This is a genomic window from Plantibacter cousiniae (nom. nud.) (assembly GCF_977070315.1).
In genome coordinates, this window is sequence record NZ_CDRVEU010000004.1 from 241,838 (window position 1) to 267,866 (window position 26,029).

27 protein-coding genes are annotated in these 26,029 nt (G+C 59.1%); 3 read left to right on the forward strand and 24 right to left on the reverse strand.

Annotated features, from left to right (window positions below):
• Positions 1 to 48: 48 nt before the first annotated feature.
• Positions 49 to 1,431: an oxygen-independent coproporphyrinogen III oxidase gene (hemN, locus tag ACW55A_RS11060; protein WP_455808186.1), complete on the forward strand. Its 1,383-nt coding sequence runs from the start codon at positions 49 to 51 to the stop codon at positions 1,429 to 1,431.
• A 14-nt stretch (positions 1,432 to 1,445) separates the two neighbouring features.
• On the opposite strand, the gene ACW55A_RS11065 is transcribed toward hemN, so the two are convergent.
• Positions 1,446 to 1,913 (reverse strand): chemotaxis protein, encoded by a 468-nt coding sequence (locus tag ACW55A_RS11065; RefSeq protein WP_096137227.1) that lies wholly within the window; start codon positions 1,911 to 1,913, stop codon positions 1,446 to 1,448.
• A gap of 152 nt (positions 1,914 to 2,065) precedes the next feature.
• On the opposite strand from ACW55A_RS11065, the gene fnr reads away from it, so the two are divergent.
• Both fnr and ACW55A_RS11075 read left to right on the forward strand, forming a co-directional pair.
• Complete coding sequence (gene fnr, locus ACW55A_RS11070) at positions 2,066 to 2,800, forward strand: fumarate/nitrate reduction transcriptional regulator Fnr (protein WP_003370208.1); 735 nt, start codon at positions 2,066 to 2,068, stop codon at positions 2,798 to 2,800.
• A 61-nt stretch (positions 2,801 to 2,861) separates the two neighbouring features.
• The gene (locus ACW55A_RS11075; RefSeq protein WP_003370206.1) at positions 2,862 to 3,410 is read left to right on the forward strand and encodes an adenine phosphoribosyltransferase; all 549 of its coding nucleotides are present in this window, start codon (positions 2,862 to 2,864) and stop codon (positions 3,408 to 3,410) included.
• A gap of 318 nt (positions 3,411 to 3,728) precedes the next feature.
• On the opposite strand, the gene ACW55A_RS11080 is transcribed toward ACW55A_RS11075, so the two are convergent.
• The 23 genes from ACW55A_RS11080 to ACW55A_RS11190 form a co-directional block, all read right to left on the reverse strand.
• Positions 3,729 to 4,130 (reverse strand): DUF2802 domain-containing protein, encoded by a 402-nt coding sequence (locus tag ACW55A_RS11080; protein ID WP_003370204.1) that lies wholly within the window; start codon positions 4,128 to 4,130, stop codon positions 3,729 to 3,731.
• A complete protein-coding gene (locus tag ACW55A_RS11085; RefSeq protein ID WP_003370201.1) occupies positions 4,131 to 4,610 on the reverse strand; it encodes a chemotaxis protein CheW in 480 nt (159 codons plus the stop codon).
• Between the two features lie 57 nt (positions 4,611 to 4,667).
• Positions 4,668 to 5,543: a CheW domain-containing protein gene (locus ACW55A_RS11090; RefSeq protein ID WP_498811278.1), complete on the reverse strand. Its 876-nt coding sequence runs from the start codon at positions 5,541 to 5,543 to the stop codon at positions 4,668 to 4,670.
• A gap of 102 nt (positions 5,544 to 5,645) precedes the next feature.
• Entirely contained in the window at positions 5,646 to 6,434 is a 789-nt protein-coding gene (locus ACW55A_RS11095; RefSeq protein WP_003370196.1) for a ParA family protein, read from the reverse strand.
• A gap of 45 nt (positions 6,435 to 6,479) precedes the next feature.
• Positions 6,480 to 7,367, reverse strand: coding sequence for a flagellar motor protein MotD (motD, locus tag ACW55A_RS11100; protein WP_003370193.1), 888 nt, complete (start codon positions 7,365 to 7,367; stop codon positions 6,480 to 6,482).
• A 6-nt stretch (positions 7,368 to 7,373) separates the two neighbouring features.
• The gene (locus tag ACW55A_RS11105) at positions 7,374 to 8,114 is read right to left on the reverse strand and encodes a flagellar motor protein (RefSeq protein WP_003436124.1); all 741 of its coding nucleotides are present in this window, start codon (positions 8,112 to 8,114) and stop codon (positions 7,374 to 7,376) included.
• Positions 8,114 to 9,274: a protein-glutamate methylesterase/protein-glutamine glutaminase gene (locus tag ACW55A_RS11110; RefSeq protein WP_003436116.1), complete on the reverse strand. Its 1,161-nt coding sequence runs from the start codon at positions 9,272 to 9,274 to the stop codon at positions 8,114 to 8,116. Before ACW55A_RS11110 ends, ACW55A_RS11105 begins: the two co-directional genes overlap by 1 nt.
• A 50-nt stretch (positions 9,275 to 9,324) precedes the next feature.
• A complete protein-coding gene (locus ACW55A_RS11115; protein WP_498811277.1) occupies positions 9,325 to 11,607 on the reverse strand; it encodes a chemotaxis protein CheA in 2,283 nt (760 codons plus the stop codon).
• A gap of 33 nt (positions 11,608 to 11,640) precedes the next feature.
• Complete coding sequence (locus ACW55A_RS11120; RefSeq protein ID WP_003370183.1) at positions 11,641 to 12,426, reverse strand: protein phosphatase CheZ; 786 nt, start codon at positions 12,424 to 12,426, stop codon at positions 11,641 to 11,643.
• 19 nt (positions 12,427 to 12,445) lie between these two features.
• Positions 12,446 to 12,820 carry a chemotaxis response regulator CheY gene (locus ACW55A_RS11125; RefSeq protein WP_161420660.1) on the reverse strand — a complete coding sequence of 125 codons (375 nt, stop codon included), beginning with the start codon at positions 12,818 to 12,820 and terminating at the stop codon, positions 12,446 to 12,448.
• 256 nt (positions 12,821 to 13,076) lie between these two features.
• A complete protein-coding gene (gene fliA / locus ACW55A_RS11130; RefSeq protein WP_002554271.1) occupies positions 13,077 to 13,817 on the reverse strand; it encodes an RNA polymerase sigma factor FliA in 741 nt (246 codons plus the stop codon).
• Positions 13,814 to 14,647 carry a flagellar synthesis regulator FleN gene (fleN, locus tag ACW55A_RS11135; protein WP_003412391.1) on the reverse strand — a complete coding sequence of 278 codons (834 nt, stop codon included), beginning with the start codon at positions 14,645 to 14,647 and terminating at the stop codon, positions 13,814 to 13,816. The genes fliA and fleN overlap by 4 nt, the downstream gene beginning before the upstream one ends.
• Positions 14,648 to 14,762: 115 nt before the next feature.
• Complete coding sequence (gene flhF, locus ACW55A_RS11140) at positions 14,763 to 16,091, reverse strand: flagellar biosynthesis GTPase FlhF (RefSeq protein WP_498811276.1); 1,329 nt, start codon at positions 16,089 to 16,091, stop codon at positions 14,763 to 14,765.
• A gap of 11 nt (positions 16,092 to 16,102) precedes the next feature.
• On the reverse strand, positions 16,103 to 18,232 hold the full coding sequence (gene flhA / locus ACW55A_RS11145) for a flagellar biosynthesis protein FlhA (protein WP_003436113.1): 2,130 nt from the start codon (positions 18,230 to 18,232) through the stop codon (positions 16,103 to 16,105).
• A gap of 249 nt (positions 18,233 to 18,481) precedes the next feature.
• Positions 18,482 to 19,618 carry a flagellar biosynthesis protein FlhB gene (flhB, locus tag ACW55A_RS11150; RefSeq protein ID WP_003370155.1) on the reverse strand — a complete coding sequence of 379 codons (1,137 nt, stop codon included), beginning with the start codon at positions 19,616 to 19,618 and terminating at the stop codon, positions 18,482 to 18,484.
• Positions 19,619 to 20,404, reverse strand: coding sequence for a flagellar biosynthetic protein FliR (fliR, locus tag ACW55A_RS11155; protein ID WP_032609911.1), 786 nt, complete (start codon positions 20,402 to 20,404; stop codon positions 19,619 to 19,621).
• A 6-nt stretch (positions 20,405 to 20,410) separates the two neighbouring features.
• Complete coding sequence (locus ACW55A_RS11160; RefSeq protein ID WP_002554277.1) at positions 20,411 to 20,680, reverse strand: flagellar biosynthetic protein FliQ; 270 nt, start codon at positions 20,678 to 20,680, stop codon at positions 20,411 to 20,413.
• 25 nt (positions 20,681 to 20,705) lie between these two features.
• Positions 20,706 to 21,458, reverse strand: coding sequence for a flagellar type III secretion system pore protein FliP (gene fliP, locus ACW55A_RS11165; protein ID WP_003370151.1), 753 nt, complete (start codon positions 21,456 to 21,458; stop codon positions 20,706 to 20,708).
• Entirely contained in the window at positions 21,458 to 21,898 is a 441-nt protein-coding gene (fliO, locus tag ACW55A_RS11170; protein ID WP_003436111.1) for a flagellar biosynthetic protein FliO, read from the reverse strand. The genes fliP and fliO overlap by 1 nt, the downstream gene beginning before the upstream one ends.
• Positions 21,899 to 22,357, reverse strand: coding sequence for a flagellar motor switch protein FliN (gene fliN / locus ACW55A_RS11175; protein ID WP_003370145.1), 459 nt, complete (start codon positions 22,355 to 22,357; stop codon positions 21,899 to 21,901).
• Between the two features lie 61 nt (positions 22,358 to 22,418).
• A complete protein-coding gene (fliM, locus tag ACW55A_RS11180; RefSeq protein ID WP_003412410.1) occupies positions 22,419 to 23,387 on the reverse strand; it encodes a flagellar motor switch protein FliM in 969 nt (322 codons plus the stop codon).
• A gap of 9 nt (positions 23,388 to 23,396) precedes the next feature.
• Positions 23,397 to 23,909, reverse strand: a complete 513-nt coding sequence (gene fliL / locus ACW55A_RS11185) for a flagellar basal body-associated protein FliL (RefSeq protein WP_003370139.1) — start codon at positions 23,907 to 23,909, stop codon at positions 23,397 to 23,399.
• A gap of 608 nt (positions 23,910 to 24,517) precedes the next feature.
• Positions 24,518 to 25,921: a flagellar hook-length control protein FliK gene (locus ACW55A_RS11190; protein ID WP_498811275.1), complete on the reverse strand. Its 1,404-nt coding sequence runs from the start codon at positions 25,919 to 25,921 to the stop codon at positions 24,518 to 24,520.
• Positions 25,922 to 26,029 lie beyond the last annotated feature (108 nt).

Genomic DNA, 26,029 nt, shown 5'->3' on the forward strand with positions numbered 1-26,029 from the left:
CTCCTGCGTATGCTCGCGACATCGCCAGCCAGACCGGGAAACGCGCGCATGTTTGACGCCATTCGTTGGGATTCAGACCTGATCCATCGTTACGATGTGGCGGGGCCGCGCTATACGTCCTATCCGACTGCAGCGCAGTTCGATACCCAAGTGGGCGCCTTCGACCTGCTGCATGCGCTGCGCGAAAGCCGCAAGGCATCACGTCCGTTGTCGCTTTACGTGCATCTGCCCTTCTGCGCGAACATTTGCTACTACTGCGCCTGCAACAAAGTCATCACCAAGGACCGCGGACGGGCTCAGGCCTACCTGAAACGGCTCGAACACGAGATGCGAATGCTCGCCTGTCACCTGGCGCACGATCAGGTGGTAGAGCAACTGCACCTGGGCGGTGGTACGCCGACCTTTCTCAGTCACGACGAACTGCGCCGCTTGATGGCGCAACTGCGCTCACACTTCAACCTGCTGGACGACGATTCCGGCGACTATGGCATCGAGATTGATCCTCGCGAAGCGGACTGGTCGACGATGGGAATGCTGCGCGAGCTGGGTTTCAACCGGGTCAGCCTGGGCGTGCAGGACCTTGACCCGACGGTGCAGCGGGCGATCAACCGCATGCAAAGCCTGGAAGAGACCCGCGCGATAGTCGAAGCGGCGCGCACGCTGCAATTTCGTTCGGTGAATATTGATCTGATCTACGGCCTGCCCGCACAGAACCCGCAGACTTTCAGCCACACCGTGGACAAGGTCATCGATCTGCAGCCCGATCGGTTGTCGGTGTTCAACTATGCGCATCTGCCCGAGCGCTTCATGCCGCAGCGGCGCATCGACGCTGCGGATCTGCCGGATGCAGCGAGCAAACTGCTGATGCTGGAGCGCACCGTCGAGCAATTGGGCAACGCCGGTTATCGCTACATCGGCATGGACCATTTCGCCCTGCCCGACGACGACCTGGCCATCGCTCAGGAAGACCTGACCCTGCAACGCAACTTTCAGGGCTATACCACGCACGGTCACTGCGACCTGATCGGCCTGGGTGTCTCGGCCATCAGTCAGGTCGGTGAGCTGTACAGCCAGAACAGCAGCGACCTGAGCGAGTATCTGAGGCTGCTGGACAGCGACCAGCCCGCAACTCGACGTGGACTGATCTGCCAGGATGACGACCGCATCAGGCGCGCCATCATTCAGCAATTGATCTGCGGCTTCACCCTGGATTTCGGCAGTATCGAGAAGACCTTTTGCATCGATTTCAGGGACTATTTCAGCGAAGCGTGGCCGCAACTGCTCGGCATGGCCAGCGACGGGCTGATTACGCTGAATGAGACGGGCATTGAAGTCAGACCGGCAGGCCGACTGCTGGTACGCGCAGTGTGCATGGTCTTCGATGCTTACCTGACCCGGCACAACAGACAGCAGTTCTCCCGAGTGATATGACCCGCGTCCAGGCTCTACATTTTGGTCAGAACCAGCATCCCCGCCTTGGTCTTGTCGGCGTCACTGGAGCCCAGGCCGTTCATGAGCGACGACATATCGGCCGTGGAATTGCTCACCTGCGCCTGCAACGTGCTGAGCACGGTCTGCAGTGCCGCGGCCTTGGTCCGTCGCTCCTCGGGGCTCAGGCTGGGGTCATTCAGGGCCTTCTGGATCTGCTCCATGGTTTCCTCGATCCTGCGCTGAAGCTCGCGAATCGCCTTGAGGATCTTCTGCACGGAAGCAGGCAGGCCGCTCTGCTCGATATCGGCGTTTTTGGAGGACGATGAAGCAGCCGCCTTGCCTTCTGCGGACAAATTGACCTGTACGCCCTTTGTCTCGCTTGCAGATGTCTCGGCAGTGCTTTGCTCGGCATAACTGTAGGTGGTCTGCGAGGTCGCAGTCCGTATCGTAATGCTGTTGATCAACGGGAGTGTCGTTGACATGCCAAGGCATCCTGATGTGGCTGAAGGAATACAGGGTTATCGGCAGACAGTCTGCGACCTTGATGACTGCGAAAGATTTGCAGGCTGGCCCCGACAAGCACGGGTGAGTTACCCTTACAGCTTATATGTGATTTCCCACAAGGAATTAAGTGATGTCCGAGCCAGTCAAGTCGCGCGCTCAAACCCAGGCTCATTGCAAGGATTGCAGTCTCGCGCCGTTGTGCCTGCCCCTTTCGTTGAATACCGAAGACATGGACTGCCTTGACCAGATCGTCAAACGCGGCCGCCCCCTGAAAAAAGGCGAGTTTCTGTTTCGTCAGGGGGACACCTTCGAGTCGGTCTACGCGGTGCGTTCCGGGGCACTGAAAACCTTCAATATCAGTGACAGCGGTGAAGAACAGCTCACCGGCTTTCACCTGCCCAGCGAACTGGTGGGCATGTCAGGCATGGACGCCGAGGCTTACCCGGTCTCGGCGCAGGCACTGGAAACCACATCGGTCTGCGAGATCCCTTTCGAGCGTCTGGACGAACTGTCCGTGAAACTGCCGCAGCTGCGTCGGCAGTTGATGCGCGTCATGAGCCGTGAGATCCGCGACGATCAGCAAATGATGCTGCTGCTCTCGAAAAAGACCGCCGATGAGCGTATCGCCACCTTTCTGATCAATCTGTCTGCACGCTTCCGCGCCAGAGGCTTTTCGGCCAATCAGTTCCGACTGAGCATGTCGCGCAATGAAATCGGTAATCACCTGGGTCTGGCAGTCGAGACGGTGTCCCGTGTATTTACCCGGTTCCAGCAAAATCAGCTGATTTCTGCCGAGGGCAAAGAGATTCACATCCTCGCCCCCATCGAGCTGTGTGCGCTGGCTGGCGGGTCGATGCAAAGCTGAAACGTGCGATCTTTGGCGGGTCGGCTTAAACTGTCGGCCAAAACTGCCATGGAACCCCCTGATGACTTTCGATCAATCGAACTTCAAATCCCTCATCCGCCCGGTCGTGGACTTCCCAAAGCCGGGCGTGGTCTTCCGCGATATCACGCCCCTGTTCCAATCGCCCAAGGCCACCCGTCAGGTGATTGACAGCTTCGTGCAGCGCTACATCGATGCCGAGTTCAGCCATATCGGCGTCATGGACGCGCGGGGTTTTCTGATTGGTTCGGTGGTCGCCTATCAGCTGAACAAGCCACTGGTGCTGTTCCGCAAACAAGGCAAACTGCCTGCCGATGTACTGTCAGAGGCGTATCAGACCGAATACGGCGAAGCGTATCTGGAAGTGCATGCCGACAGCCTGTGCGAAGGTGACTCGGTCATCATGTTCGATGACCTGATCGCGACCGGAGGCACGCTGATCGCCGCCGCCAACCTGATCCGCCGCATGGGTGCCGAAGTGTACGAGGCCGCTGCGATTATCGACCTGCCGGAACTGGGCGGTTCCAAGCGTCTTAACGACCTGAAGATCCCGACGTTCTGTCTGACCGAGTTTGCGCTGGACGAGCAGTAAGGGCGCATGGACTGAGTTACAGGTTCCAAACTCTCCAGCGCTCACGGCTATCGTAAATGCGCTTTTTTATCGCCATGGCACTGACGACGCAGAGTGCGACGTTAGTGACAGGACGAAGGAACCCGACGAAGTCGGGCCGGAAACAGGAGCGAGGGGGTTTGGTTACTTTGGCCCGTCAAAGTAACTCGCCAAGGGGCGAAAAGGTGACCTGAGTCGAACCTCAATGCATCTGAAGTCGCAGAACCGCTGTGTGACGCAGAGCGTCACGAACTGCATTACCACGCGGAGCGTGGGAGCGATAGCCATACGAACGAGAAACTAGCTCGCTGTATTACCGTGCAGTTTGGTCATCAATTGCGCTTCGGCCTGGGTCAGGCCGCAGGACTGGGTCAGCTCGTCGATGCTGGCACCCATGCCGACCAGACGGGCGGCCTGGGCGAAGGACAGCGTGGAGGGATCGCGCTGCTCCAGGGCGGTGAGCTTGTCGGGCAACGGCGCAACGACGGCACGCAGCTCATGCAACGCTTCGCCCATGCGCACCGTGCCGTTCTGGTAGTTGTCCAGACGCCTGGCCAACTCCTTGATCCGCTGATCCCGCAAGGCAGCCGCCTCGTCACGCCCGGCGTCGAGCTTGCGCTGACGCCTGGTATGGGCCAGGAACATAAACAGGGTGACAACCCAGAGAATGCCCAGGAAGACGACAGCTACCTCAAAGATCAATCAGATGTTCTCCAGCTCGGACCACTCTTCTTCGGACATCATTTTGTCCAGTTCAACCAGAATCAACAGTTCGCCGTTCTTGTTGCAAACGCCCTGAATGAACTTGGCCGATTCGTCGTTACCGACGTTAGGCGCAGTTTCAACTTCTGACTGACGCAAGTAAACCACTTCCGCCACGCTGTCGACCAGGATACCGACCACTTGCTTGTCGGCTTCGATGATCACGATACGCGTATTGTCGCTGACTTCAACCGGGGCCAGACCAAAACGCTGACGGGTATCGATCACGGTCACGACGTTACCGCGCAGGTTGATAATGCCCAGTACGTAGCTTGGCGCACCCGGCACCGGGGCGATTTCAGTGTAGCGCAGCACTTCCTGCACCTGCATTACGTTGATGCCATAGGACTCGTTGTCCAGGCGGAACGTAACCCATTGCAGAATAGGATCTTCGGAACCTTGTGCAGACGACTTATTCATAACCCCAACCCCTCACGTGTGTTCTTTGCAGGTGACGCCACTGGCACCGACCCATGATTATTTCGACTTGTTCAACTGCTTGACCGCGCCACTGGCTATCAGCTCGGCCAACTCTGCAACATCCAGCAACGCGCACATGTGCTCGATGACCGTGCCCGCCAGCCATGGACGATGACCTCGCTGCGCGCGCCATTTGATCTCGTTCGGATCAAGACGCAACGAACGACTGACCTGATGCACCGCCAGCCCCCACTCGTATCCCTGCACCGAAATCACGTACTGCAATCCCTGGCGAAAATCGTCGCGGTAGCGATCAGGCATGATCCAGCGCGCCGTATCCAACACTTTCAGGTTGCCTGCCTGGCAAGGCAGGATCCCGAGAAACCAGTCCGGCTGACCGAACAGCGGCGTCAGCTCCTGCCCCGCCAGCGGATAAATCGACCCCAGGCACACCAACGGCACCGCCAGTGTCAGACCGGCCACATCGAACAACAGGCATTCGAACGGCTCGGCAGCCCATGCCGGACGACCATCACTGGTCGGCGGTGGTGTCGGCGTACGCTGGGCTGCCAGCGTGCTCAACTCGGCGACCGGTTCTACCAGCGCAACGGTTGGCACTGCCTCCTCAACCTGAGCCACTTCAACCTGCACCGCTTCGGCAACGATCACCGGAGCGACTTCAACCACTGGCGCAGGCGCCTCAACCTTGACCGCTACCGCCACCGGAGCCGGTGCGGCAACCGCGACGGCCAGCGGCTTGACCTGCGCTTGCATCCGCGCATCAAAGGCCTGCTCTTCGAGCACAGCCGCCTGAAATTCATCGATGCTGCTGACGGGCTCTTCGAGCACTTCAGTCGCGTCGTACAACAATGCGTCCAAGTAGGACTGCAAAGCCAGTTTGGGTCGTGTTGCAACTTCTACAGGGCGGTTCATACCGGGGCCCAACAAAAAATGGAGCATGTGCAGCCTGATACAGTTATCGGCCGCATTGAGGCATCACTTGAGCAAACAATGTAGAAAGAGTAGACGTTCACGTCAGGCCACCTGCGCATTGAGCTGCTCGGCGAGCATATGCTTGAGCAATGCCCGGTAAGCGATCACACCACGACTCTTGCTGTCGTTCTGCGACGGCGTAAGCCCCAGTCGGCTGGCATCGCGCAATCGTGTATCGACCGGCACATAGGCTTGCCAGACATGCTCGGGGAAGCTGTCGCGCAGCAATTTCAAGGTGCCCAGCGATGCCTGGGTACGACGGTCGAACAATGTCGGCACGATGGTATAAGGCAGCGGCACCTTGCGCGAACGGTTGATCATGGTCAGCGTATTGACCATGCGCTCCAGACCTTTCACGGCCAGAAACTCGGTCTGCACCGGAATCGCCAACTGCTGGCTGGCCGCCAGGGCATTGACCATGAGAACGCCCAGCAGCGGCGGACTGTCGATCAACGCATAGTCAAAATCCTGCCACAACTGAGCCAGGCTTTTTGCGACAACCAGGCCCAGGCCGCTCTGGCCCGGTGATTGACGCTCCAGTGTGGCGAGCGCGGTGCTGGAGGGTATCAGCGAGATACGTTTATCGCTGGTAGGCAGCAGCAACTGGCCGGGGAGACCCTCCGGCACCGCGCCTTTATGCAGAAACAGATCGAAAGCACTGTGTTCCAGTTCGTCCGGATTATGCCCGAAATAACTGGTCATGGAGCCGTGAGGGTCCAGATCGACCACGACCACGCGCTTGCCTGAATCGGCCAGCAAACCGGCCAGGGCAATGGTCGTGGTGGTCTTTCCGACTCCACCTTTCTGGTTGGCTACTGCCCAGACTCTCATTAATGTTTTTCCTTCCGTACAGCGACGACCATACCGATACGATGTTTAGGGGGCGGGTGACGGAGAATTGACGGCGTTCGCGCGTACCGGCGGCTTTGCTGGCACCGGTGCAGTTTGTGTGCCAGCACGCCTCAATGCGGCATCCGGTTGCACATTGGCCGATCCAGCGCTGGTCAGGCTGCGGCGAACATCCAGATTGCGCGAGATAACCAGCACTACACGGCGGTTCTTGGCGCGTCCGACGGTGCTGGTGTTGGGGGCGATCGGCTGAAACTCACCATAGCCCACCGAAGCGAGACGCGCCGGATTGACACCGTCCATGGCGAGCATGCGCACAATGCTGGCAGAACGTGCTGAAGACAGCTCCCAGTTGGTCGGAAATTGTGCAGTGCTGATCGGCTGGTCGTCGGTAAAGCCCTCGACATGGATCGGGTTGTCGAAGCGTTTGACGATCCCGGCGACCTTTTCGATGATGGTGAAGGCCTTGTCGCTGGGCATCGCATCGCCACTGCCGAAAAGCATGCTGGAGTTGAGTTCGATCTCGATCCACAGTTCGTTGCCGCGCACAGTCATCTGGTCGGACTTGATCAGGTCACCGAACGCATCGCGCACGTCCTGGGCAATGGTCTGCAACGGGTCATCGGACGCCTGACCTATGCCTGCGTCAGTCTGCTCGCTGTCCTTGACCAGCGGCTCGGCGGGCTTGACTGAAACCGGGCGCTGCTCACCGATGGGGATCGGCTTCATGGTGCGTTCGGTGTCATTGAACACACCGACCAATGCCTGGGACAGAATCTTGTACTTGCCTTCGTTGACCGAGGAAATCGAGTACATCACCACGAAAAACGCGAACAGCAAGGTAATGAAGTCGGCATACGACACCAGCCAGCGTTCGTGATTTTCATGTTCTTCGACCTGACGACGGCGAGCCATGCGCTGTTACTCCATGAAGCCTTGCAGCTTGAGTTCGATGGAGCGCGGGTTCTCACCCTCGGCGATGGACAACAGACCTTCAAGCAACATTTCGCGATAGCGCGCCTGACGGTGGGCGATGGCCTTGAGCTTGTTCGCCACTGGCAGGAGGATCAGGTTGGCCATGGCCACGCCATAGATCGTGGCAACGAAGGCGACGGCGATACCGCTGCCCAGTTGACTGGGGTCAGCCAGGTTGCCCATGACATGAATCAGGCCCATGACCGCGCCGATGATACCTACGGTCGGCGCGTAGCCGCCCATGCTTTCGAATACTTTCGCAGCCTGGATATCGCGGGTTTCCTGGGTGATGAAATCCACTTCAAGAATGCTGCGAATCGCTGCAGGCTCGGCACCGTCGACCAACAGTTGCAACCCTTTGCGGGCATAACCGTCGGGCTCGGAATCGGCTACGGTTTCAAGACCCAGCAAGCCCTCTTTGCGGGCGGTCATGCTCCAGCCGATGACCCGGTCAACCCCACCGGGCAGATCGATACGTGGCGGGAAAATGATCCAGTGGATGATTTTCATGGCACGCATGAACGCACTCATCGGCGACTGCAACAGCGAAGCACCGAGCGTACCGCCCAGCACGATCAGAGCTGCCGGGCCATTGAGCAAGGCACCGAGGTGCCCGCCTTCGAGAAAATTACCACCAATGATTGCGACAAACGCCAGAATCAGACCGATAAGGCTCAGTACATCCATCAGAGACAGGCCTCTACCAGGTGCCGACCGATGTCGTCGAGGCTGTAGATCGCATCCGCGAGTTCGGCCTTGACGATGGCCATCGGCATGCCATAAATCACGCAGCTCGCTTCATCCTGCGCCCACACGGTACTGCCGGCCTGCTTGAGCAGTCGCGCGCCCTCGCGGCCGTCGGCACCCATACCAGTCAGGACCACCGAGAGCACCTTGTCGCCGTAGGACTTGGCAGCCGAGCCAAAGGTGATGTCGACGCACGGCTTGTAATTGAGGCGTTCGTCGCCCGGCAGAATCTTCACCGTACCGCGCCCGTCAACCATCATCTGCTTGCCACCCGGCGCCAGCAGCGCCAGGCCAGGACGCAGCACGTCGCCGTCTTCCGCTTCCTTGACGCTGATCTTGCAGAGCTTGTCGAGACGTTCGGCAAATGCCTTGGTAAACGCCGCAGGCATATGCTGAATCAGCACCAGTGGTGCCGGAAAATTGGCTGGCAATTGAGTCAGCACCCGTTGCAGCGCGACCGGACCGCCGGTTGAGGTGCCGATGGCCACCAGTTTGTAGGCCTTACGCTTGGCTGTGCCTGAAGTAGTCGGGTGCGCCGGCGCATGAGTGGCCGGGGCAGCCGGAGCCGCAGCAGGTGTCGCCGTGCGTGACGGCACCGTCCTGGCAGGTGCAGGGGCTGGCGCAGACGCGCGGCTGGACAACGTCGAAGGAGCCGGTGCGGCCGGAGCTGCACTGGCTGAACCGAAGCCGCTGGAACGGCGGTTGCTGCGTGAAATGCTGTTGATTTTCTCGCACAGCAGTTGCTTTACCTTCTGCGGATTGCGCGAGATATCTTCGAAATTCTTGGGCAGGAAATCCACCGCACCGGCGTCAAGAGCATCCAGCGTCACGCGCGCACCTTCGTGCGTCAGCGACGAGAACATCAATACCGGGGTGGGGATACGCTGCATGATGTGGCGAACTGCCGTAATGCCATCCATCATCGGCATTTCGTAGTCCATGGTGATGACATCCGGCTTGAGTGCCAGCGCCTGCTCAATCGCTTCCTTGCCGTTGGTGGCGGTGCCGACAACTACAATGTTGGGGTCCGAAGAAAGAATTTCCGTAACGCGGCGGCGGAAAAAACCGGAATCATCCACCACCAGGACCTTGACTGCCATAAACACTCCAATAGGTGTCGCAGGCAGCCAGGCTGCCCGCAACCCCGGGTTCAGATACGCCGTGCGGCGTAACGCTTGAGCATGCTCGGTACATCGAGAATCAAGGCAATGCGACCGTCACCGGTGATGGTGGCGCCCGACATGCCCGGCGTACCTTGCAGCATCTTGCCCAGCGGTTTGATGACCACTTCTTCCTGACCGACCAGCTGATCGACGACAAAACCGATGCGCTGAGTGCCGACCGTCAGGATCACCACGTGCCCTTCGTGCTGCTCCTCATGAGCCGCAGAACTGACCAGCCAGCGCTTGAGGTAGAACAGCGGCAAGGCCTTGTCACGTACGATCACCACTTCCTGGCCATCAACCACGTTGGTAGTCGACAGGTTCAGGTGGAAGATTTCGTTGACGTTGACCAGCGGGAAAGCGAAGGCCTGGTTGCCCAGCATCACCATCAGGGTCGGCATGATCGCCAGGGTCAACGGCACCTTGATGACGATCTTCGAACCCTGGCCCTTGGTCGAATAGATATTAATCGAGCCATTGAGCTGGGAGATCTTGGTCTTGACCACGTCCATGCCCACACCGCGACCCGACACATCGGAAATCTCGGTCTTGGTCGAGAAGCCCGGCGCGAAGATCAGGTTGTAGCAATCGGTGTCACTCAACCGATCAGCTGCATCCTTGTCCATGACGCCGCGTTTCACAGCAATGGAGCGCAGGACGTTAGGGTCCATGCCCTTGCCGTCATCGGAGATCGACAGCAGGATATGGTCGCCTTCCTGCTCCGCCGAAAGGATCACACGACCGCCGCGGGACTTGCCCGTGGCTTCGCGCTCTTCCGGCGTTTCGATACCGTGGTCGACAGCGTTGCGCACCAAGTGGACCAGCGGATCGGCGAGCGCCTCTACGAGGTTCTTGTCGAGGTCGGTCTCTTCACCGACCAGCTCCAGGTTGATCTCTTTCTTGAGCTGGCGAGCCAGGTCGCGAACCAGACGCGGGAAGCGACCGAAGACTTTCTTGATCGGCTGCATGCGGGTTTTCATCACCGCAGTCTGCAGATCGGCGGTGACCACATCCAGGTTGGAAACCGCCTTGGACATGGCTTCATCGCCGCTGTTGAGACCCAGGCGTACCAAGCGGTTACGCACCAGCACCAGCTCGCCGACCATGTTCATGATCTCGTCCAGTCGGGCGGTATCGACACGAACCGTAGTTTCGGCTTCTGTCGCCACCGGCTTTTCGCCGCTGGGTGCAGGAGCGCGCGCAGGGGCTGGCGCCGAAGCAGGTTTGGCCGGCTCTGCTTTCGCAGCAGGCGCCGGAGCAGGCTTGGCAGCAGGTGGCGGCGGTGGCGGAGCAGCCGCTGCGGCTGCCGGAGCAGATGCCTTGGCAACAATCGCCTCAGGCTCGAACTTGCCCTTACCGTGCAATTCGTCGAGCAGGTTTTCAAATTCGTGATCGGTGATTTCGTCCGACGCGGCCGCAGCAGCGGGCGCCTTGTCAGCAGCGGCTACGGGTGCAGCAGCTGCTGGCGTCGCTACCGCGGCGTCAAACGAACCTTTGCCGTGCAACTGATCGAGCAACGCTTCAAATTCGTCGTCGGTGATTTCGTCACCGGCAGGCGCTGCACTGCCCTGCGCCACAGGTGCAGGGGCCGGAGCGGTTGCAGCATCGGCCGCAAACTTGCCCTTGCCATGCAACTGATCAAGCAGGGATTCAAATTCCTGATCGGTGATTTCGTCACCCGCCGGCGCAGCCGCTGCTGCTGGCGCCTGTGCAGGCGCTGCAGACACCGGGCTGGAGCCGTGCAGCGAATCGAGCAGTTGCTCGAATTCATCATCGGTAATCTCGTCGCCAGCCGCTGGCTCTGCAACCGCAGCAGCCTGGACTTCAACCACCGGCTCGGGCTCCGGCTCTGGCTCGGGAGCCGCGGCCTCGTCGGCGGATTGTGGCTCGGCCAGACGCGACAGCGCGGCCAGCAGTTCTGGCGTCGCCGGAGTTACGTCAGTCCGTTCACGTACCTGACCGAACATGCTGTTGACGGTGTCCAGTGCTTCCAGGACCACGTCCATCAGTTCGGAATCAACGCGACGCTCACCCTTGCGCAGGATGTCGAACACGTTTTCGGCGATGTGGCAGCACTCCACCAGCTCATGGAGCTGGAGGAAGCCGGCGCCCCCTTTTACAGTGTGAAAACCGCGAAAAATTGCATTGAGCAGATCAGCATCATCCGGTCGGCTTTCCAGCTCGACCAATTGCTCTGACAACTGCTCCAGAATTTCGCCGGCCTCTACCAGAAAATCCTGAAGGATTTCTTCATCGGCGCCGAGGCTCATGGGGTGCTCCCTAAAATTAACCGTCTACAGATCTTAGAAGCCGAGGCTCGATAGCAGATCGTCTACATCATCCTGTCCGGATACGACGTCTTCACGTTTATCGGCATGAATCTGCGGACCTTCACCCTGAGTGAGATGTTTTTTAGGATCTTTTTCATCGAGGATGGATTGTTCGTCATGTTCGATGCCTGCGAAGCGATCGACATGACTGGCCATGAGCACCAGTTTGAGCAGATTGCTCTCGACTTCGGTCACCAGTTGCGTCACACGCTTGATGACCTGACCGGTAAGGTCCTGGTAATCCTGGGCGAGCAGAATGTCGTTGAGATGCGCGGAAACCTGATGGGTTTCCTTCTCGGTACGCGTCAGAAAACCATCGACCCGCTTGGCCAGCTCGCGGAACTCTTCGGCACCGATTTCGCGGCGCATGAAACGTCCCCAGTCATCGCTCAACGCCTTGGCGTCGGAACTCAGGCCGTTCATGACCGGCGTACTCTCTTCCACCAGGTCCATGGTGCGGTTGGCCGCATTCTCGGTCAGCCTCACCACATACGACAGGCGTTCGGTAGCATCCGTGATCTGCGACACTTCCTCGGCTTGAGGCATGTGCGGATCGATGTGAAAGTTTACGATTGCACTGTGCAGCTCACGAGTCAGCTTACCCACTTCCTGATAAAGGCCGCGGTCGCGTGTCTGGTTGAGTTCGTGGATCAGTTGCACAGCGTCACCGAAACGACCCTTTTCAAGGCTGGTGACAAGTTCCTGCGCGTGTCTTTTTAAGGTCGACTCAAAGTCGGCCATCGAATCATTGTTATCCATAGCGCCCTCGCGGCTTGCATCAGCTATTGACGCGTTCAAAGATCTTGTCGATCTTGTCTTTCAGGGCTTGGGCAGTGAATGGCTTGACTACATAACCGTTCACCCCAGCCTGGGCAGCTTCAATGATCTGCTCACGCTTGGCTTCGGCAGTGACCATCAGCACGGGAAGGCTCTTGAGGCGTTCGTCCTTGCGGACTTCGCGCAGCAGATCGATACCGGACATGCCAGGCATGTTCCAGTCCGTCACCAGAAAGTCAAAGGCACCGCTCTGCAGCATCGGCAATGCGGTCAGACCATCATCCGCTTCCGATGTGTTGGTAAACCCCAGATCACGCAAAAGGTTCTTGATGATCCGCCGCATCGTTGAGAAGTCATCAACGATGAGGATTTTCATGTTCTTGTCCAATTCGACCTCCAAGCAGTCTTTAACGCGTTCAGCACCTGAACACGCTGTTCACTCAATACTGGCACAGCACACCCCCGGCTGTACGAAACGACGACGGGCTTGGCAAAACAACAGGCAAGGACCTGAGAAACAAGCCCATCGAGGCAATACCTGACAGGCTTCTGACGGGTCCACCCCGTTACCACGTAACGCTCTGCACAGCCGGCTTGCAGTCAACGCGCGGCCATAGACCGCACATTGCCTGTCAACGCGCTCGCCACTCCCCCAAACGCCCTCGCAAACGAGCTGCGCACTGGCTGTGTAACTGACTGACCCGCGATTCGCTGACCCCGAGAACCTCTCCGATTTCCTTGAGGTTCAGCTCTTCGTCGTAGTACAGCGCCAACACCAGACGCTCGCGCTCTGGCAGATTGGCAATTGCATCGGCCAACGCAGCCTGGAAGCGCTCGTCTTCCAGGTCGCGCGACGGCTCAAGCGATCCGCTTGCGCCATCCTCGTGCAGCCCTTCATGATCGCCGTCCTGCAGCAGGTCGTCGAAACTGAAGAGGCGGCTGCCCAAGGTGTCATTCAAAATCCCGTAGTAATCATCGAGACTCAACTGGAGTTCGGCCGCAACCTCGTGATCTTTAGCGTCACGGCCGGTTTTAGCTTCAATTGCCCGAATTGCGTCACTGACCATACGCGTATTACGGTGTACCGAGCGTGGCGCCCAGTCCCCCTTGCGCACCTCATCGAGCATCGCACCCCGGATGCGAATGCCGGCATAGGTCTCGAAACTCGCACCCTTGGTGGAATCATACTTGGTGGAGACTTCAAGCAGGCCGATCATGCCGGCCTGGATCAGATCCTCGACCTGCACACTGGCCGGCAAGCGCGCCAGCAGATGATAAGCGATACGCTTGACCAGTGGCGCATAGCGCTCGATCAACTCGTATTGTGAATTACGGGAAGCCTTGCTGTACATCTGGTAGCCGCTCGCAGTCATTGCACAGGCCCTGCACTGGTCTGGTGAACGAGTCGCTCAACGAAGAACTCGAGATGACCCCGCGGGTTGGCTGGCAACGGCCAGGTATCAACCTTCTGGGCAATGGCCTTGAAGGCCAGTGCACATTTGGAACGCGGGAATGCTTCGTAGACGGCGCGCTGTTTCTGTACCGCCTTGCGTACGCACTCGTCGTACGGCACGGCACCTACATACTGCAGCGCAACATCGAGAAAACGATCCGTCACTTTGGTCAGCTTGGCGAACAGGTTGCGCCCTTCCTGCGGGCTCTGTGCCATGTTGGCCAGCACCCGGAAGCGGTTCATGCCGTAATCGCGGTTAAGCAGTTTGATCAGGGCGTAGGCATCGGTGATCGACGTGGGCTCGTCGCACACCACCAGCAGCACTTCCTGAGCGGCGCGCACGAAGCTGACCACCGACTCGCCGATACCGGCAGCCGTGTCGATCACCAGCACATCGAGGTTGTCACCAATCTCGCTGAACGCCTGAATCAGGCCGGCATGCTGGGCGGGCGACAGATGCACCATGCTCTGGGTGCCGGAAGCAGCGGGTACGATTCGAACCCCGCCCGGCCCCTGCAACAGCACGTCGCGTAACTCACAACGCCCCTCGATGACATCGGCAAGCGTGCGCTTGGGCGTCAATCCGAGCAGCACGTCGACATTGGCCAGACCCAGATCGGCGTCCAGCAGCATGACGCGACGGCCAAGCTCGGCAAGGGCCAGTGAAAGGTTCACTGACACGTTAGTCTTACCGACGCCACCTTTGCCACCGGTCACCGCGATAACCTGTACGGGATGCATGCTGCCCATGTTATTTCTTTACCTTGTCTTGCGTAGACCGAAACCACATCGAGGGCTGCACGTTCGCGTATGAACACTGCATGGCAGACCGTTGACGCAGGGACATTCCAATAATATCCATCACTTAACCCACTCTCTTGCCAGGGGTGTGATAGAGGTCAGCAAACATATCAGCCATTGCTTCCTCGCTAGGCTCATCCTGCATCTGCACACTCACCGCGCGGCTTACCAGCTGATGACGACGCGGAATATGCAGGTCATCAGGAATGCGTGGTCCGTCCGTGAGATAGGCCACAGGTAATTCGTGACTGATCGCCAGGCTCAGGACTTCACCGAGGCTGGCTGTTTCATCAAGCTTGGTCAGAATGCATCCGGCCAGGCCACAACGCTTGTAACTGTGATACGCGGCTGTCAGCACCTGCTTCTGGCTGGTGGTTGCCAGCACCAGATAGTTGCGCGACTTGATGCCGCGACCCGCGAGGCTTTCCAGCTGCATGCGCAGCGCAGGATCACTGGCCTGCAGCCCGGCGGTGTCAATCAGCACCACGCGCTTGCGCAGCAGCGGTTCCAGCGCCTGAACCAGAGACTGGCCAGGATCGACATGGGTGACCGGCACGTTGAGGATGCGCCCAAGGGTCTTGAGCTGCTCCTGCGCGCCGATACGGAAACTGTCCATGCTGACCAGTGCGATATTCTGCGGGCCGTACTTCAACACATAACGTGCTGCCAGTTTGGCCAGGGTGGTGGTCTTGCCCATGCCGGCAGGACCGACCATTGCAATCACGCCGCCCTCTTCGAGCGGCTCGACTTCCGGCACGGCGATCATGCGTGCCAGATGAGCCAGCAGCATGCGCCAGGCCTGACGAGGCTCGTCGATCTCCGGGATCATCGACAGCAGATCGCGTGATAGCGGGCCGGACAAGCCGACACGTTGCAGGCGACGCCACAGATTGGCCTGCTGCGGACGACTGCCCTGCAACTGGTTCCAGGCCAGCGAGCCGAGCTGGACTTCCAGCAGCTCGCGCAGGCCGTTCAATTCGGAGCGCATCGAGTCATAGGCGCGCTGGCCAACGGCAGGCTCGGCGGCCTGTGGCGGTGCGTACGCGAATGGGCGCGGCGGCTCTTCGAGCGTCGGTTCGATGTGCGTATCGGCAGGGTTGACCGGCTTGCCGGAAAACAGCTGCAGGTTGACCGATGCGTCGCTGTCGCTGCGGTTGTTCAATTCGGCCTGGGCGGAGACGATGCGCGACTGAGTCTTGCGCAGCTCGTCTTCCAGCTCCATGTTCGGCACACGCGGTGCCAGGGCGGACAGCTTGTAATCCAGAGCAGCAGTCAGCTCTACGCCACCAGCAATGCGCCGGTTACCGATGATGGCCGCTTCAACGCCCAGCTCATCGCGAACCAGCTTCATGGCTTGACGCATATCGGCGGCGAAAAATCGCTTAACTTGCATGACTCACTACCTCAGCCGTTTGGCCCGACAGTCGCTACGATGGTTACTTGCTTGTTGTCCGGAATTTCCTGATACGCCAGAACATGCATGTTCGGTACAGCCAATCGTCCAAATCGTGACAGCATCGCCCGGACAGGCCCTGCTACCAGAAGAATTACCGGCAACCCTTGCATCTCCTGACGCTGGGCGGCCTCAATCAACGAACGCTGGAGCTTCTCAGCCATGCTTGGCTCAAGAAGAACGCCTTCTTCCTGACCCTGACCAGCCTTCTGCAAACTATTGAGCAATATCTGTTCCAACCTTGGTTCCAGAGTGATAACAGGCAGCTCCGGCTCAACGCCTACAATGCTTTGGACGATTGCGCGGCTCAGACCCACTCGCACTGCGGCCACCAAAGCGGCGGTATCTTGACTCTTCCCGGCGTTGTTGGCGATAGCCTCTGCAATGCTGCGAATGTCCCGCACAGGTACGTGTTCAGCCAGCAGCGCCTGCAGCACATTGAGCAGCGAAGACAGCGACAGCACGCCAGGCACCAGCTCTTCAGCCAGCTTGGGCGAGCTTTTGGCCAGCAACTGCATCAATTGCTGGACTTCCTCGTGGCCGATCAGCTCATGCGAATGCTTGTAGAGAATCTGGTTCAAGTGGGTTGCCACTACAGTACTGGCATCGACGACGGTGTACCCCAGCGACTGCGCCTGACTGCGCTGGCTGATTTCGATCCACACGGCTTCCAGACCAAACGCCGGGTCTCTGGCGGTAATGCCGTTCAGGGTGCCGAACACTTGACCGGGGTTGATCGCCAGTTCGCGATCCGGGTAGATCTCGGCCTCGGCCAGAATCACGCCCATCAGCGTCAGACGATAGGCACTGGGCGCCAGATCGAGGTTGTCGCGAATGTGCACGGTGGGCATCAGGAAGCCGAGCTCTTGCGAGAGCTTCTTGCGCACGCCCTTGATACGCGCCAGCAGCTGACCGCCCTGGTTGCGATCCACCAGCGGAATCAGGCGGTAGCCCACTTCCAGGCCGATGATATCGATGGGCGTCACGTCATCCCAACCCAGTTCCTTGGCGTCCTGAACGCGGGTCGGCGAAGGCAGCAGGTCCTGTTGACGCTGCACTTCGGCCAGCGCCTCGACTTTCACCTGATTTTCTTTCTTCCAGAGCAGATACGCGCCGCCTGCAGCCACCAGGCCGAGGCTGATGAAGGAGAAGTGCGGCATGCCCGGCACCAGCCCCATCACGATCATGACCGCAGCGGAAACCGCCAGCGCCTTGGGCGAAGCGAACATCTGACGATTGATGAGCTTGCCCATCTCTTCCGAACCGGAAGCACGGGTCACCATGATCGCGGCGGCGGTGGACAGCAGCAGTGATGGCAATTGCGCCACCAAACCGTCACCGATGGTCAGCAGGGTGTAAACGCGGCCTGCGTCGGCGAAGGTCATGTTGTGTTGCAGGATACCGACCAGCATGCCGCCAATCAGGTTGATGAACAGAATCAGCAGACCGGCGATCGCATCGCCGCGCACGAATTTACTGGCACCGTCCATGGAACCGTAGAACTCGGCTTCCTGGGCGACTTCGGCACGGCGGCGCTTGGCTTCCGGCTGATCGATGAGGCCGGCGTTGAGGTCGGCGTCGATCGCCATCTGTTTGCCGGGCATCGCGTCGAGGGTGAAGCGCGCGCTCACCTCGGAAATACGGCCGGCACCCTTGGTGATTACCACGAAGTTAATGATCATCAGAATCGCGAACACCACGATACCAACGACATAGTTACCACCGATCACCACTTCACCGAAGGCCTGAATCACCTTGCCCGCAGCGGCGTGGCCGTCCTGCCCGTGAAGCATGACCACCCGAGTGGAAGCGACGTTCAGCGCCAGACGCAGCAACGTGGCGACAAGCAGAATGGTCGGAAATACCGAGAAGTCCAGCGGCCGCAGGGCGTACACACACACCAGCAGCACGACGATGGACAGTGCGATGTTGAACGTGAAGAACACGTCCAGCAGGAATGGCGGCATAGGCAACATCATCATTGCCATCATGACCAGCAACAACAACGGAACGCCCAACTGACCACGGCCCAGGCCTGTGATATTGCTGCGTGCGCTACTGAGTAATTGAGAGCGATCCACTGATTCGTTACCTGCGCACTAGATCAAAACATTGACGCCGATGGCGCCCTGTATCGACCCTGTTGCAAAAAGCTGTCCAACTTTTACAAAGCCAGTGGCGGTAAGGCTTTAGACACAGAAATCACGTAAATCCAGTGCGCTGAGCGCAGTCAGAAAAATCTTCTCGCTTGCCTGTGCAAGAGCGGACGCGGAGCGTCTGAAACCAGGGCCTTTCAGATTGATGCCCGAACGTCGCGAGAGGGGACCGGACTACGCGTCGCGCTGCAGGTCGGGAGGGATTTTGATGTCGCCCAGAGGGTCGGGGCGCTTGCCCTGGCCGGCGCGGAACTGGCGGATCTGATAGACGTAGGCCAGCACCTGGGCGACGGCCAGATACAGGCCGGCGGGAATTTCCTGATCGAGCTCGGTGCTGTAGTAAATGGAACGCGCCAGTGCCGCAGATTCCAGAATCAGGATCTCGTTATGCGCGCCGATTTCGCGAATTTTCAGCGCCACCAGATCAGTACCCTTGGCCAGCAACATCGGTGCCCCGCCCTGCTCGGGATCGTATTTGAGGGCGACGGCGAAGTGTGTCGGGTTGGTAATGATCACGTCAGCCTCAGGGACGGAGGCCATCATGCGTCGCTGGGACATTTCACGCTGCAACTGGCGAATACGTTGCTTGACCTCTGGGCTGCCCTCGCTGTTCTTGTGCTCGTCGCGCACCTCCTGCTTGGTCATCAGCAGCTTCTTGTGCGCCTCATACAACACGAACGGCACGTCCGCCGCCGCGATGAATATCAGGCCACACGCCATCCAGAAACTGCTCCAGCCCACCACCATCAGGCTGTGAATCATGGCCTGCTCAAGCGGCTCGTGGGCAATCGCGACCAGGTCCTTGCGCTCATTGTTCAGGACCACCAGCGCAACCGCCAGAGTGATCAGGAATTTGCCGAAAGACTTGAGCAATTCGACCAGCGCATGCGGCGAAAACATGCGTTTGAGCCCTGCTGCCGGATTCATGCGGCTGAACTTGGGCATCAATGATTTGGTGGCGAACAGCCAGCCGCCGAGCATGATCGGCCCCACCAGTGCGGCAACCAGCATGGCGATCAGAAACGGCAGGACCACGATCAGCGCGTGCATCCCGGAACTGAGCAGCGCCTTGCCCATGTAGGACTGATCCATCAGGGTTTCGCGGGATATCGTGAAGTTGTCACGCATCAGCTCGGACATCATCAGGGCGATATCGGAGCCGAACATCAACAGCCCGCCCGCCCCCATCAGCATCACCACCAGCGTGGTCAGCTCCTTGGAGCGAGCGATCTGGCCGTCAGCCCGTGAGTCCTTGACCTTTTTTTCCGTGGGGTCTTCTGTCTTGTCCTGGCCATTCTCGTTTTCTGCCATTCAACGAGCCCTCACCATGTCGCGCAACGCCTGCAAGGCCTGCGTAGCGATCGGTTGATACTGATTGAGAATGTCGCCCATGGTCATCCACAGAATGACCATGCCCAACACCAGCGTGAGCGGGAAACCGATAGAAAAGATGTTGAGTTGCGGCGCGGCACGGGTCATGACGCCAAAAGCGATGTTGATGATCAGCAGCGCGGTAATCGCAGGCAACACCAGCCGCAGACCCGAAGCCAGTACCCAGCCCAACCCGTTGGCCAGTTCCCAAAAGTTATTGACCAGCAAACCACTGCCGACCGGCATCGTGGTAAAGCTCTCGACGAGGATTTCCAGCACCACCAGATGACCGTTCATGGCCAGGAACAACAGGGTGACCAGCATCGTGAAGAACTGGCCAATGGTGGCGGAGGAGACACCGTTGGTAGGGTCGACCATCGAGGCAAAGCCCATCCCCATCTGCGTCGAGATGATCTGCCCGGCGACCACAAAGATATGGAAGAACAACTGCAGCGACAGTCCCATCCCGGCGCCGATGATGATCTGTTCGCCGATCAGCAATAGCGCGCTCAGGTCGAGCGCCTGCACGGGCGGCATGGCTGGCAGCGCAGGCGCGACCACCACGGTGATCGCCACGGCGAGGTACATGCGCACCCGACGCGGGACCAGCGTGGTGCCGATGATCGGCATGGTCATCAGCAACGCGATGATGCGAAACAGCGGCAACATGAAGCTGGCTACCCAGGTACTGATCTGGGTATCGGTCAGCGCGAGCATCGGCTGCATGCGATGCTAGCCGATCAGGGTCGGAATACTGGTGTACAACGACAGCATATATTCCATGAATATTTTCAACAGCCACGGGCCGATGACGATGAGGGTGACGAGCATCACCAGCAGGCGCGGCAGGAAGCTCAGGGTCTGTTCGTTGATCTGCGTGGCCGCCTGAAACATTGCCACCAGCAGACCGCACAACAGGCTTGGCACAACAAGAATCGCAACCAGCACAGTGGTCAGCCACAGGGCCTCGCGGAACAGATCGACGGCTACTTCCGGCGTCATCGGGCAGACTCCTCAGTGAAACGGCTCATACGCCACCAAAACTGCCGGCCAGGGTGCCGACAATCAGCGCCCAGCCGTCCACCAGCACAAACAGCATGATCTTGAACGGCAGAGAAATGATCAGCGGCGACAGCATCATCATACCCATCGCCATCAGCACACTGGCCACCACCAGATCGATGATCAGAAACGGAATGAAGATCATGAAGCCGATCTGAAACGCGGTCTTGAGCTCCGAAATCACGAACGCCGGAACCAGAATGGTCAACGGCGCGGCATCCGGGGTCGGGATGTCGGTGCGCTTGGACAGGCGCATGAACAGCTCGAGGTCGCTGGTGCGCGTCTGGGCCAGCATGAAGTCCTTGATCGGCACTTGCGCCTTGGCCACCGCATCCTGCGCCGAAAGCTTCTCGGCCAGATAAGGCTGCAAGGCATCCTGATTCACCCGGTCGAATACCGGCGCCATGATGAACATGGTCAGAAACAACGCCATGCCTGTGAGGATCTGGTTCGACGGCGTCTGCTGCAAGCCGAGGGCCTGACGCAGAATCGAGAAGACGATGATGATCCGCGTGAAGCTGGTCATCAACATGACGAACGCCGGAATGAAGCTCAGCGCGGTCATGATCAGCAGAATCTGCAGACTGACCGAATACTCCTGCTGACCATCGGCACCATTGGACAGCGTGATCGCCTGGATCGACAGCGGATCGGCCGCCAGCGCAGCGGGCGTCACCATTACCAGCAACAGCAGTATCAGGAAACGCAAGGCGCCCATTACTTCTTGTCCTTATCCTTGCCCATCAGCTCCATCAGGCGCTGAGCGAATTCAGGGGTAGCCTGCTCGCGCACCGGCACCTGCACGGGCTCCTTGAGCACATGCAAAGGCGTGATTCGCCCGGGCGTAATGCCCAGCAGCACTTGTTCATTGCCGATCTGCACCAGCACCAGCCGATCACGCGGCCCCAGCGCGCGCGAGCTCACCAGCTCGATCACCTGATTGCTGTTCGGCCCGACGCGCTGCACCCGGCGCATCAGCCACGCGAGTACGAAAATCAGGCCAATCACCAGGATCAGACCGAACAGCAGTTGCACCACCTGCCCGCCCATGCCGCCGGAGACCGTATTGGCCACTTGTGCAGGCGCCGCCTGAACGGCGGGTTCGGCGGCCCAGGCCAGCGATGGCAGGGTCAGCAGAACACTCAGCCAGCGCCTCACTTAGCGCAGCTTCTTGATGCGTTCGCTCGGGCTGATCACGTCGGTCAGACGGATGCCGAACTTTTCATTGACCACCACCACCTCGCCATGCGCGATCAGTGTGCCGTTGACCAGCACATCAAGGGGTTCGCCTGCCAGACGATCCAGTTCGATCACCGAGCCCTGGTTGAGCTGCAGCAGGTTGCGGATGTTGATGTCGGTACTGCCCACTTCCATGGAGATCGACACCGGAATGTCGAGAATCACATCCAGGTTGGGACCATCCAGAGAAACCGGACCGGTGCTTTTCGGCACGCTGCCAAACTCTTCCATCGCCATACGGCTACCCGAATTTCCGGCATCCGCAGCCAGCAGCGCATCGATATCAGCCTGGCTGTCGCCAGCTTCGCCCAATGCAGCAGCCCACTCATCCGCCAATGCCTGATCTTCAGCAGACATCGTATCGTTTTCATCAGCCATCGGTTGTCCTCTGCACGCAGTATTTCAGTTACGCAACAATTTCCGACGTTGACCAGACTGGTCAGCGTCGCGCTATGGGTTCGATTACTTGCAGGGCCATCTTGCCCTTGTGCGAGCCAAGCTTGACCTTGAACGAAGGTACGCCATTGGCACGCAAGACCAGCGAATCGCCCAGTTCCACAGGGATCACATCACCAGGGCGCATGTGCAGGATGTCCCGCAATGGCAACTGGCGCTGGGCGATGGTCGTGGTGAGCGGAACGTTGACGTCCAGCACGTCTTCCTTGAGCGCGTTGACCCAGCGCTCGTCCTGGTCGTCCAGATCGGACTGGAAACCGGCATCGAGCATTTCGCGGATCGGCTCGATCATCGAGTACGGCATGGTCACGTGCAGATCGCCGCCGCCACCATCGAGTTCGATGTGGAAGGTGGAGATCACTACAGCCTCGCTCGGCCCGACGATGTTGGCCATGGCCGGGTTCACTTCCGAGTTGATGTACTCGAAATTGACTTCCATGATCGCCTGCCAGGCCTCCTTGAGGTCGACAAACGCCTGATCCAGCACCATGCGCACGACACGCAGTTCTGTTGGCGTGAACTCTCGGCCTTCGATCTTGGCGTGACGACCGTCACCGCCGAAAAAGTTATCCACCAACTTGAACACCAGCTTGGCGTCGAGAATGAACAGCGCGGTGCCACGCAGCGGCTTGATCTTGGCCAGATTGAGGCTGGTCGGCACGTACAGGGAATGCACGTACTCACCGAACTTCATGACCTGAACACCGCCCACCGCCACGTCCGCCGAGCGGCGCAGCAGGTTGAACATGCTGATACGTGTGTAGCGGGCGAAGCGCTCGTTGATCATTTCCAGCGTCGGCATGCGTCCGCGGACGATCCGGTCCTGGCTGGTCAGGTCGTAACTTTTGACACTGCCAGGTTCGCTGTTGTTGTCAGTCTGGACCATCCCATCGTCGACGCCATGCAGCAGCGCATCGATCTCGTCCTGGGAGAGCAGGTCTTGCACGGCCATGTGAGAGTCCTACTGCAATACGAAGTTAGTGAAGAGCAGCTGTTCGATCACAGTCTTGCCGAGTTCTTTCTGCGCGACTTCCTGAATGCTGGCGGTCGCTTTCTGACGCAGCATTTCCTGGCCGATCGGCGAAGCCAGCGATTCGAAGGGGATGGCTGCAAACAGCATGACCAGATTGTTGCGGATCAATGGCATGTGGACCTTCAGCGCTTCCATGTCGGCTGCGTTACGGCCCAGCATGGTGATGCTCACCTGCATGTAGCGTTGGCGGCCATTGGCGTTGAAGTTGACCACAAAGGCCGGGGTCATCGGTTCGAACACCGCCACTGGCTTGACGTTGGCTGCCGCTGCGGCCGCCGCTGGATCTTCCTTGCTTTCGCTCTTGTGCATGAGGAACCAGGTCGCGCCCACCGACAAGCCTACGGCCAGCAGCAGCGCCACGACGGCGATGATAATGAGCTTGAGTTTGCCTTTACCTTTGCCTGTGGTCGCGGGGTCTTTAACTTCTTCGCTCTGCGCCATGCCAATAATCCGTCACTATTCAAGAGGTTCTTCAATACGTGACAGAGGCAGAGCAAGTGTTATGCCAGAGTTGTACGAGGCGGAGATGTATTGGACACAAACGGTTACGCGCCTGGGCGCGGAGGGATCGTGATTCTTGTGAAAGCACTTCAGGGCAGTTTGGCTAAAGGCACAGTTCGGGAGCTAATGACTATCGTTCCCCACGCTCCGCGTGGAAATGCAGTTCATGACGTCGTGTCGCGACTGCCACGACTATCGTCCCCACGCTCCGCGTGGGAATGCAGTTCATGACGTCGTATCGCGGCTGCCACGACTATCGTCCCCACGCTCCGCGTGGGAATGCAGTTCGTGACGCTCCGCGTCACACAATGGTTTTTCGTTCTCAGGTGGATTGAGGTTCGACTCAAATCACCTTTTCGCCCCTCGGCGACCTGCTTTGATGGGGCCAAAGTAGGCAAAACCCGCAACTCCGTTTCCGGCCCGACTTCGCCCTGTCACTTACGTCGCAATTTGGGTCGTCTGTGCCATCGCGTTAAAAAGCATTTCTGCGCCATCAAGTTCATGCAATGCATGACATCGCGTCGCGGCTGCCATGCAACTCAAGAGCCTCACGCGTAATAATCGATCTCGCTGGTGCCGATCACACGTGCCGCTGGCTGGCTGACCGGTATGGCTGCATCGATGCCTGCGATTTCATCGGAGGTATCGCTGGAACTCATGCCACCGCCACGACCGCTGCGCTGGGCACGGCTGGCCTGCTCCTGAGCCTGTTGCTGGGCCTGCTGTTGCGACTGGTCGGAAACATTGACGTCGACGTTGCCAAGCCCCTGCTGCACGAACGACTCACGCAACTTCGACATCTGGCTTTCCAGTGCATCACGTACACCCATATGGGCGCTCATGAAGGTCACCTGGGTCTGCTGCTCAGGCGCCATGTTGATACGAATATCGAGACGACCGAGTTCAGCAGGTTCCAGCTTGATATCGGCGGTCTTGAGATTCTGGCTCGACAGGTACATGACGCGGTCGACGATGCCTTCGGTCCAGCCGCTTTGATGCATAGCCAATGGCTGGTTCATCAAGGGCGCGGCAGGTGCTGCCGCCGCGCGTGCGGGTTGCGCGGCCTGACTGAGCGCAGCGAGGCGATCGGCAAAGTTGTCGACGCGCGTGTCGCCGACGGCGCCTTTGACATCCTTCAGACCCTCACCGATCAAACCGCTGAACGACTTGTCACTGCTTTCAGTGCTGCTGCCTTCGGAGGGAAGTTGCTCGCTCAGGACCGACAGGTTATTGACGATATTCTGATTGGGGTCAGCTTCAGCGTTGCTCGGCGTCGCCTTGTTGGCAGCCTGGGCGTTCTGCGCAGCCAGTTGAGTCTTGGCAGTGGCGTTTTCCAGCGCCAACTGCACGGCATCCAGACCGTCCAGCGGATCGGCGTCGGGATTGAAGGCGTCTTCGGCTACGACTGGCGGTGCCGCCTGAGTGGTGGTGAGCGCCGAGACCACTGGTGCGGTGACAACTTCCACACTTGGTGGTGCCTTGCCTACAGGCGCCGCGGGAGCCTGTGCGGCCATTGCCTGCAATGCCGGGTCAAGGGCCGGATCGACGACCGCCTGGCCCTCAGTCAGCGCCGGATCGGCAGAGGCCTGCACATCGTCCTGCTTCGAGTCGGAATGCGCCGCGTCATCATCCGCACTTGCCGACTTGGCTGGCAAATCATTGCCGCTATCGGCAACGCTCGACTTGTCGGCGGCATTCGTCTGATCGCTTGCAGGCTTGTCCTTGCCAGCGGCAACCTTGTCCTTGTCAGGCGCGGTCTTGTCGCGAGCTGGTTTTACGGGCGCATCGTCACGCGCAGGGACGGTGTCTTTCGCCTGCTTTGCATAGACATTGGAAAAGCTGGAGGCCCCGTCCTTGCTGCTGTCAGCAGACTTGACCGCATTGTTGGCCACACCGGACCTGGCGGTCACAGAGGTTGTGGCCTGAAGAAGCGCATTGGTAGCAAGGGGCATTTCGGTCTCCGCATCAGCTGCTGGTTATCGCCTTACCAGAGTAGCTAGCAATATGCGGGCCAATTTTTAAATGATCTCCATAACGGGAATCGAGGGAGACTTCAGGGC

Excerpts from the sequence above, each read along its gene's own strand:
- flhF (WP_498811276.1), bottom strand. The coding sequence starts at position 16,091 with ATGCAAGTTAAGCGATTTTTCGCCGCCGATATGCGTCAAGCCATGAAG.
- fliM (WP_003412410.1), bottom strand. The coding sequence starts at position 23,387 with ATGGCCGTGCAAGACCTGCTCTCCCAGGACGAGATCGATGCGCTGCTG.
- ACW55A_RS11090 (WP_498811278.1), bottom strand. The coding sequence starts at position 5,543 with ATGAACCGCCCTGTAGAAGTTGCAACACGACCCAAACTGGCTTTGCAG.
- ACW55A_RS11160 (WP_002554277.1), bottom strand. The coding sequence starts at position 20,680 with ATGACGCCGGAAGTAGCCGTCGATCTGTTCCGCGAGGCCCTGTGGCTG.
- flhB (WP_003370155.1), bottom strand. The coding sequence starts at position 19,618 with ATGGCAGAAAACGAGAATGGCCAGGACAAGACAGAAGACCCCACGGAA.
- ACW55A_RS11065 (WP_096137227.1), bottom strand. The coding sequence starts at position 1,913 with ATGTCAACGACACTCCCGTTGATCAACAGCATTACGATACGGACTGCG.
- fliL (WP_003370139.1), bottom strand. The coding sequence starts at position 23,909 with ATGGCGCAGAGCGAAGAAGTTAAAGACCCCGCGACCACAGGCAAAGGT.
- fliP (WP_003370151.1), bottom strand. The coding sequence starts at position 21,458 with ATGGGCGCCTTGCGTTTCCTGATACTGCTGTTGCTGGTAATGGTGACG.
- ACW55A_RS11125 (WP_161420660.1), bottom strand. The coding sequence starts at position 12,820 with ATGAAAATCCTCATCGTTGATGACTTCTCAACGATGCGGCGGATCATC.
- ACW55A_RS11115 (WP_498811277.1), bottom strand. The coding sequence starts at position 11,607 with ATGAGCCTCGGCGCCGATGAAGAAATCCTTCAGGATTTTCTGGTAGAG.
- motD (WP_003370193.1), bottom strand. The coding sequence starts at position 7,367 with ATGGCTCGCCGTCGTCAGGTCGAAGAACATGAAAATCACGAACGCTGG.
- hemN (WP_455808186.1), top strand. The coding sequence starts at position 49 with ATGTTTGACGCCATTCGTTGGGATTCAGACCTGATCCATCGTTACGAT.
- fliA (WP_002554271.1), bottom strand. The coding sequence starts at position 13,817 with ATGACTGCGAGCGGCTACCAGATGTACAGCAAGGCTTCCCGTAATTCA.
- ACW55A_RS11105 (WP_003436124.1), bottom strand. The coding sequence starts at position 8,114 with ATGGATGTACTGAGCCTTATCGGTCTGATTCTGGCGTTTGTCGCAATC.
- ACW55A_RS11095 (WP_003370196.1), bottom strand. The coding sequence starts at position 6,434 with ATGAGAGTCTGGGCAGTAGCCAACCAGAAAGGTGGAGTCGGAAAGACC.
- ACW55A_RS11110 (WP_003436116.1), bottom strand. The coding sequence starts at position 9,274 with ATGGCAGTCAAGGTCCTGGTGGTGGATGATTCCGGTTTTTTCCGCCGC.
- ACW55A_RS11075 (WP_003370206.1), top strand. The coding sequence starts at position 2,862 with ATGACTTTCGATCAATCGAACTTCAAATCCCTCATCCGCCCGGTCGTG.
- fliN (WP_003370145.1), bottom strand. The coding sequence starts at position 22,357 with ATGGCTGATGAAAACGATACGATGTCTGCTGAAGATCAGGCATTGGCG.
- ACW55A_RS11085 (WP_003370201.1), bottom strand. The coding sequence starts at position 4,610 with ATGAATAAGTCGTCTGCACAAGGTTCCGAAGATCCTATTCTGCAATGG.
- ACW55A_RS11190 (WP_498811275.1), bottom strand. The coding sequence starts at position 25,921 with ATGCCCCTTGCTACCAATGCGCTTCTTCAGGCCACAACCTCTGTGACC.
- fnr (WP_003370208.1), top strand. The coding sequence starts at position 2,066 with ATGTCCGAGCCAGTCAAGTCGCGCGCTCAAACCCAGGCTCATTGCAAG.
- fliR (WP_032609911.1), bottom strand. The coding sequence starts at position 20,404 with ATGCAGCCGATGCTCGCGCTGACCGATACCCAGATCAGTACCTGGGTA.
- fleN (WP_003412391.1), bottom strand. The coding sequence starts at position 14,647 with ATGGGCAGCATGCATCCCGTACAGGTTATCGCGGTGACCGGTGGCAAA.
- ACW55A_RS11120 (WP_003370183.1), bottom strand. The coding sequence starts at position 12,426 with ATGGATAACAATGATTCGATGGCCGACTTTGAGTCGACCTTAAAAAGA.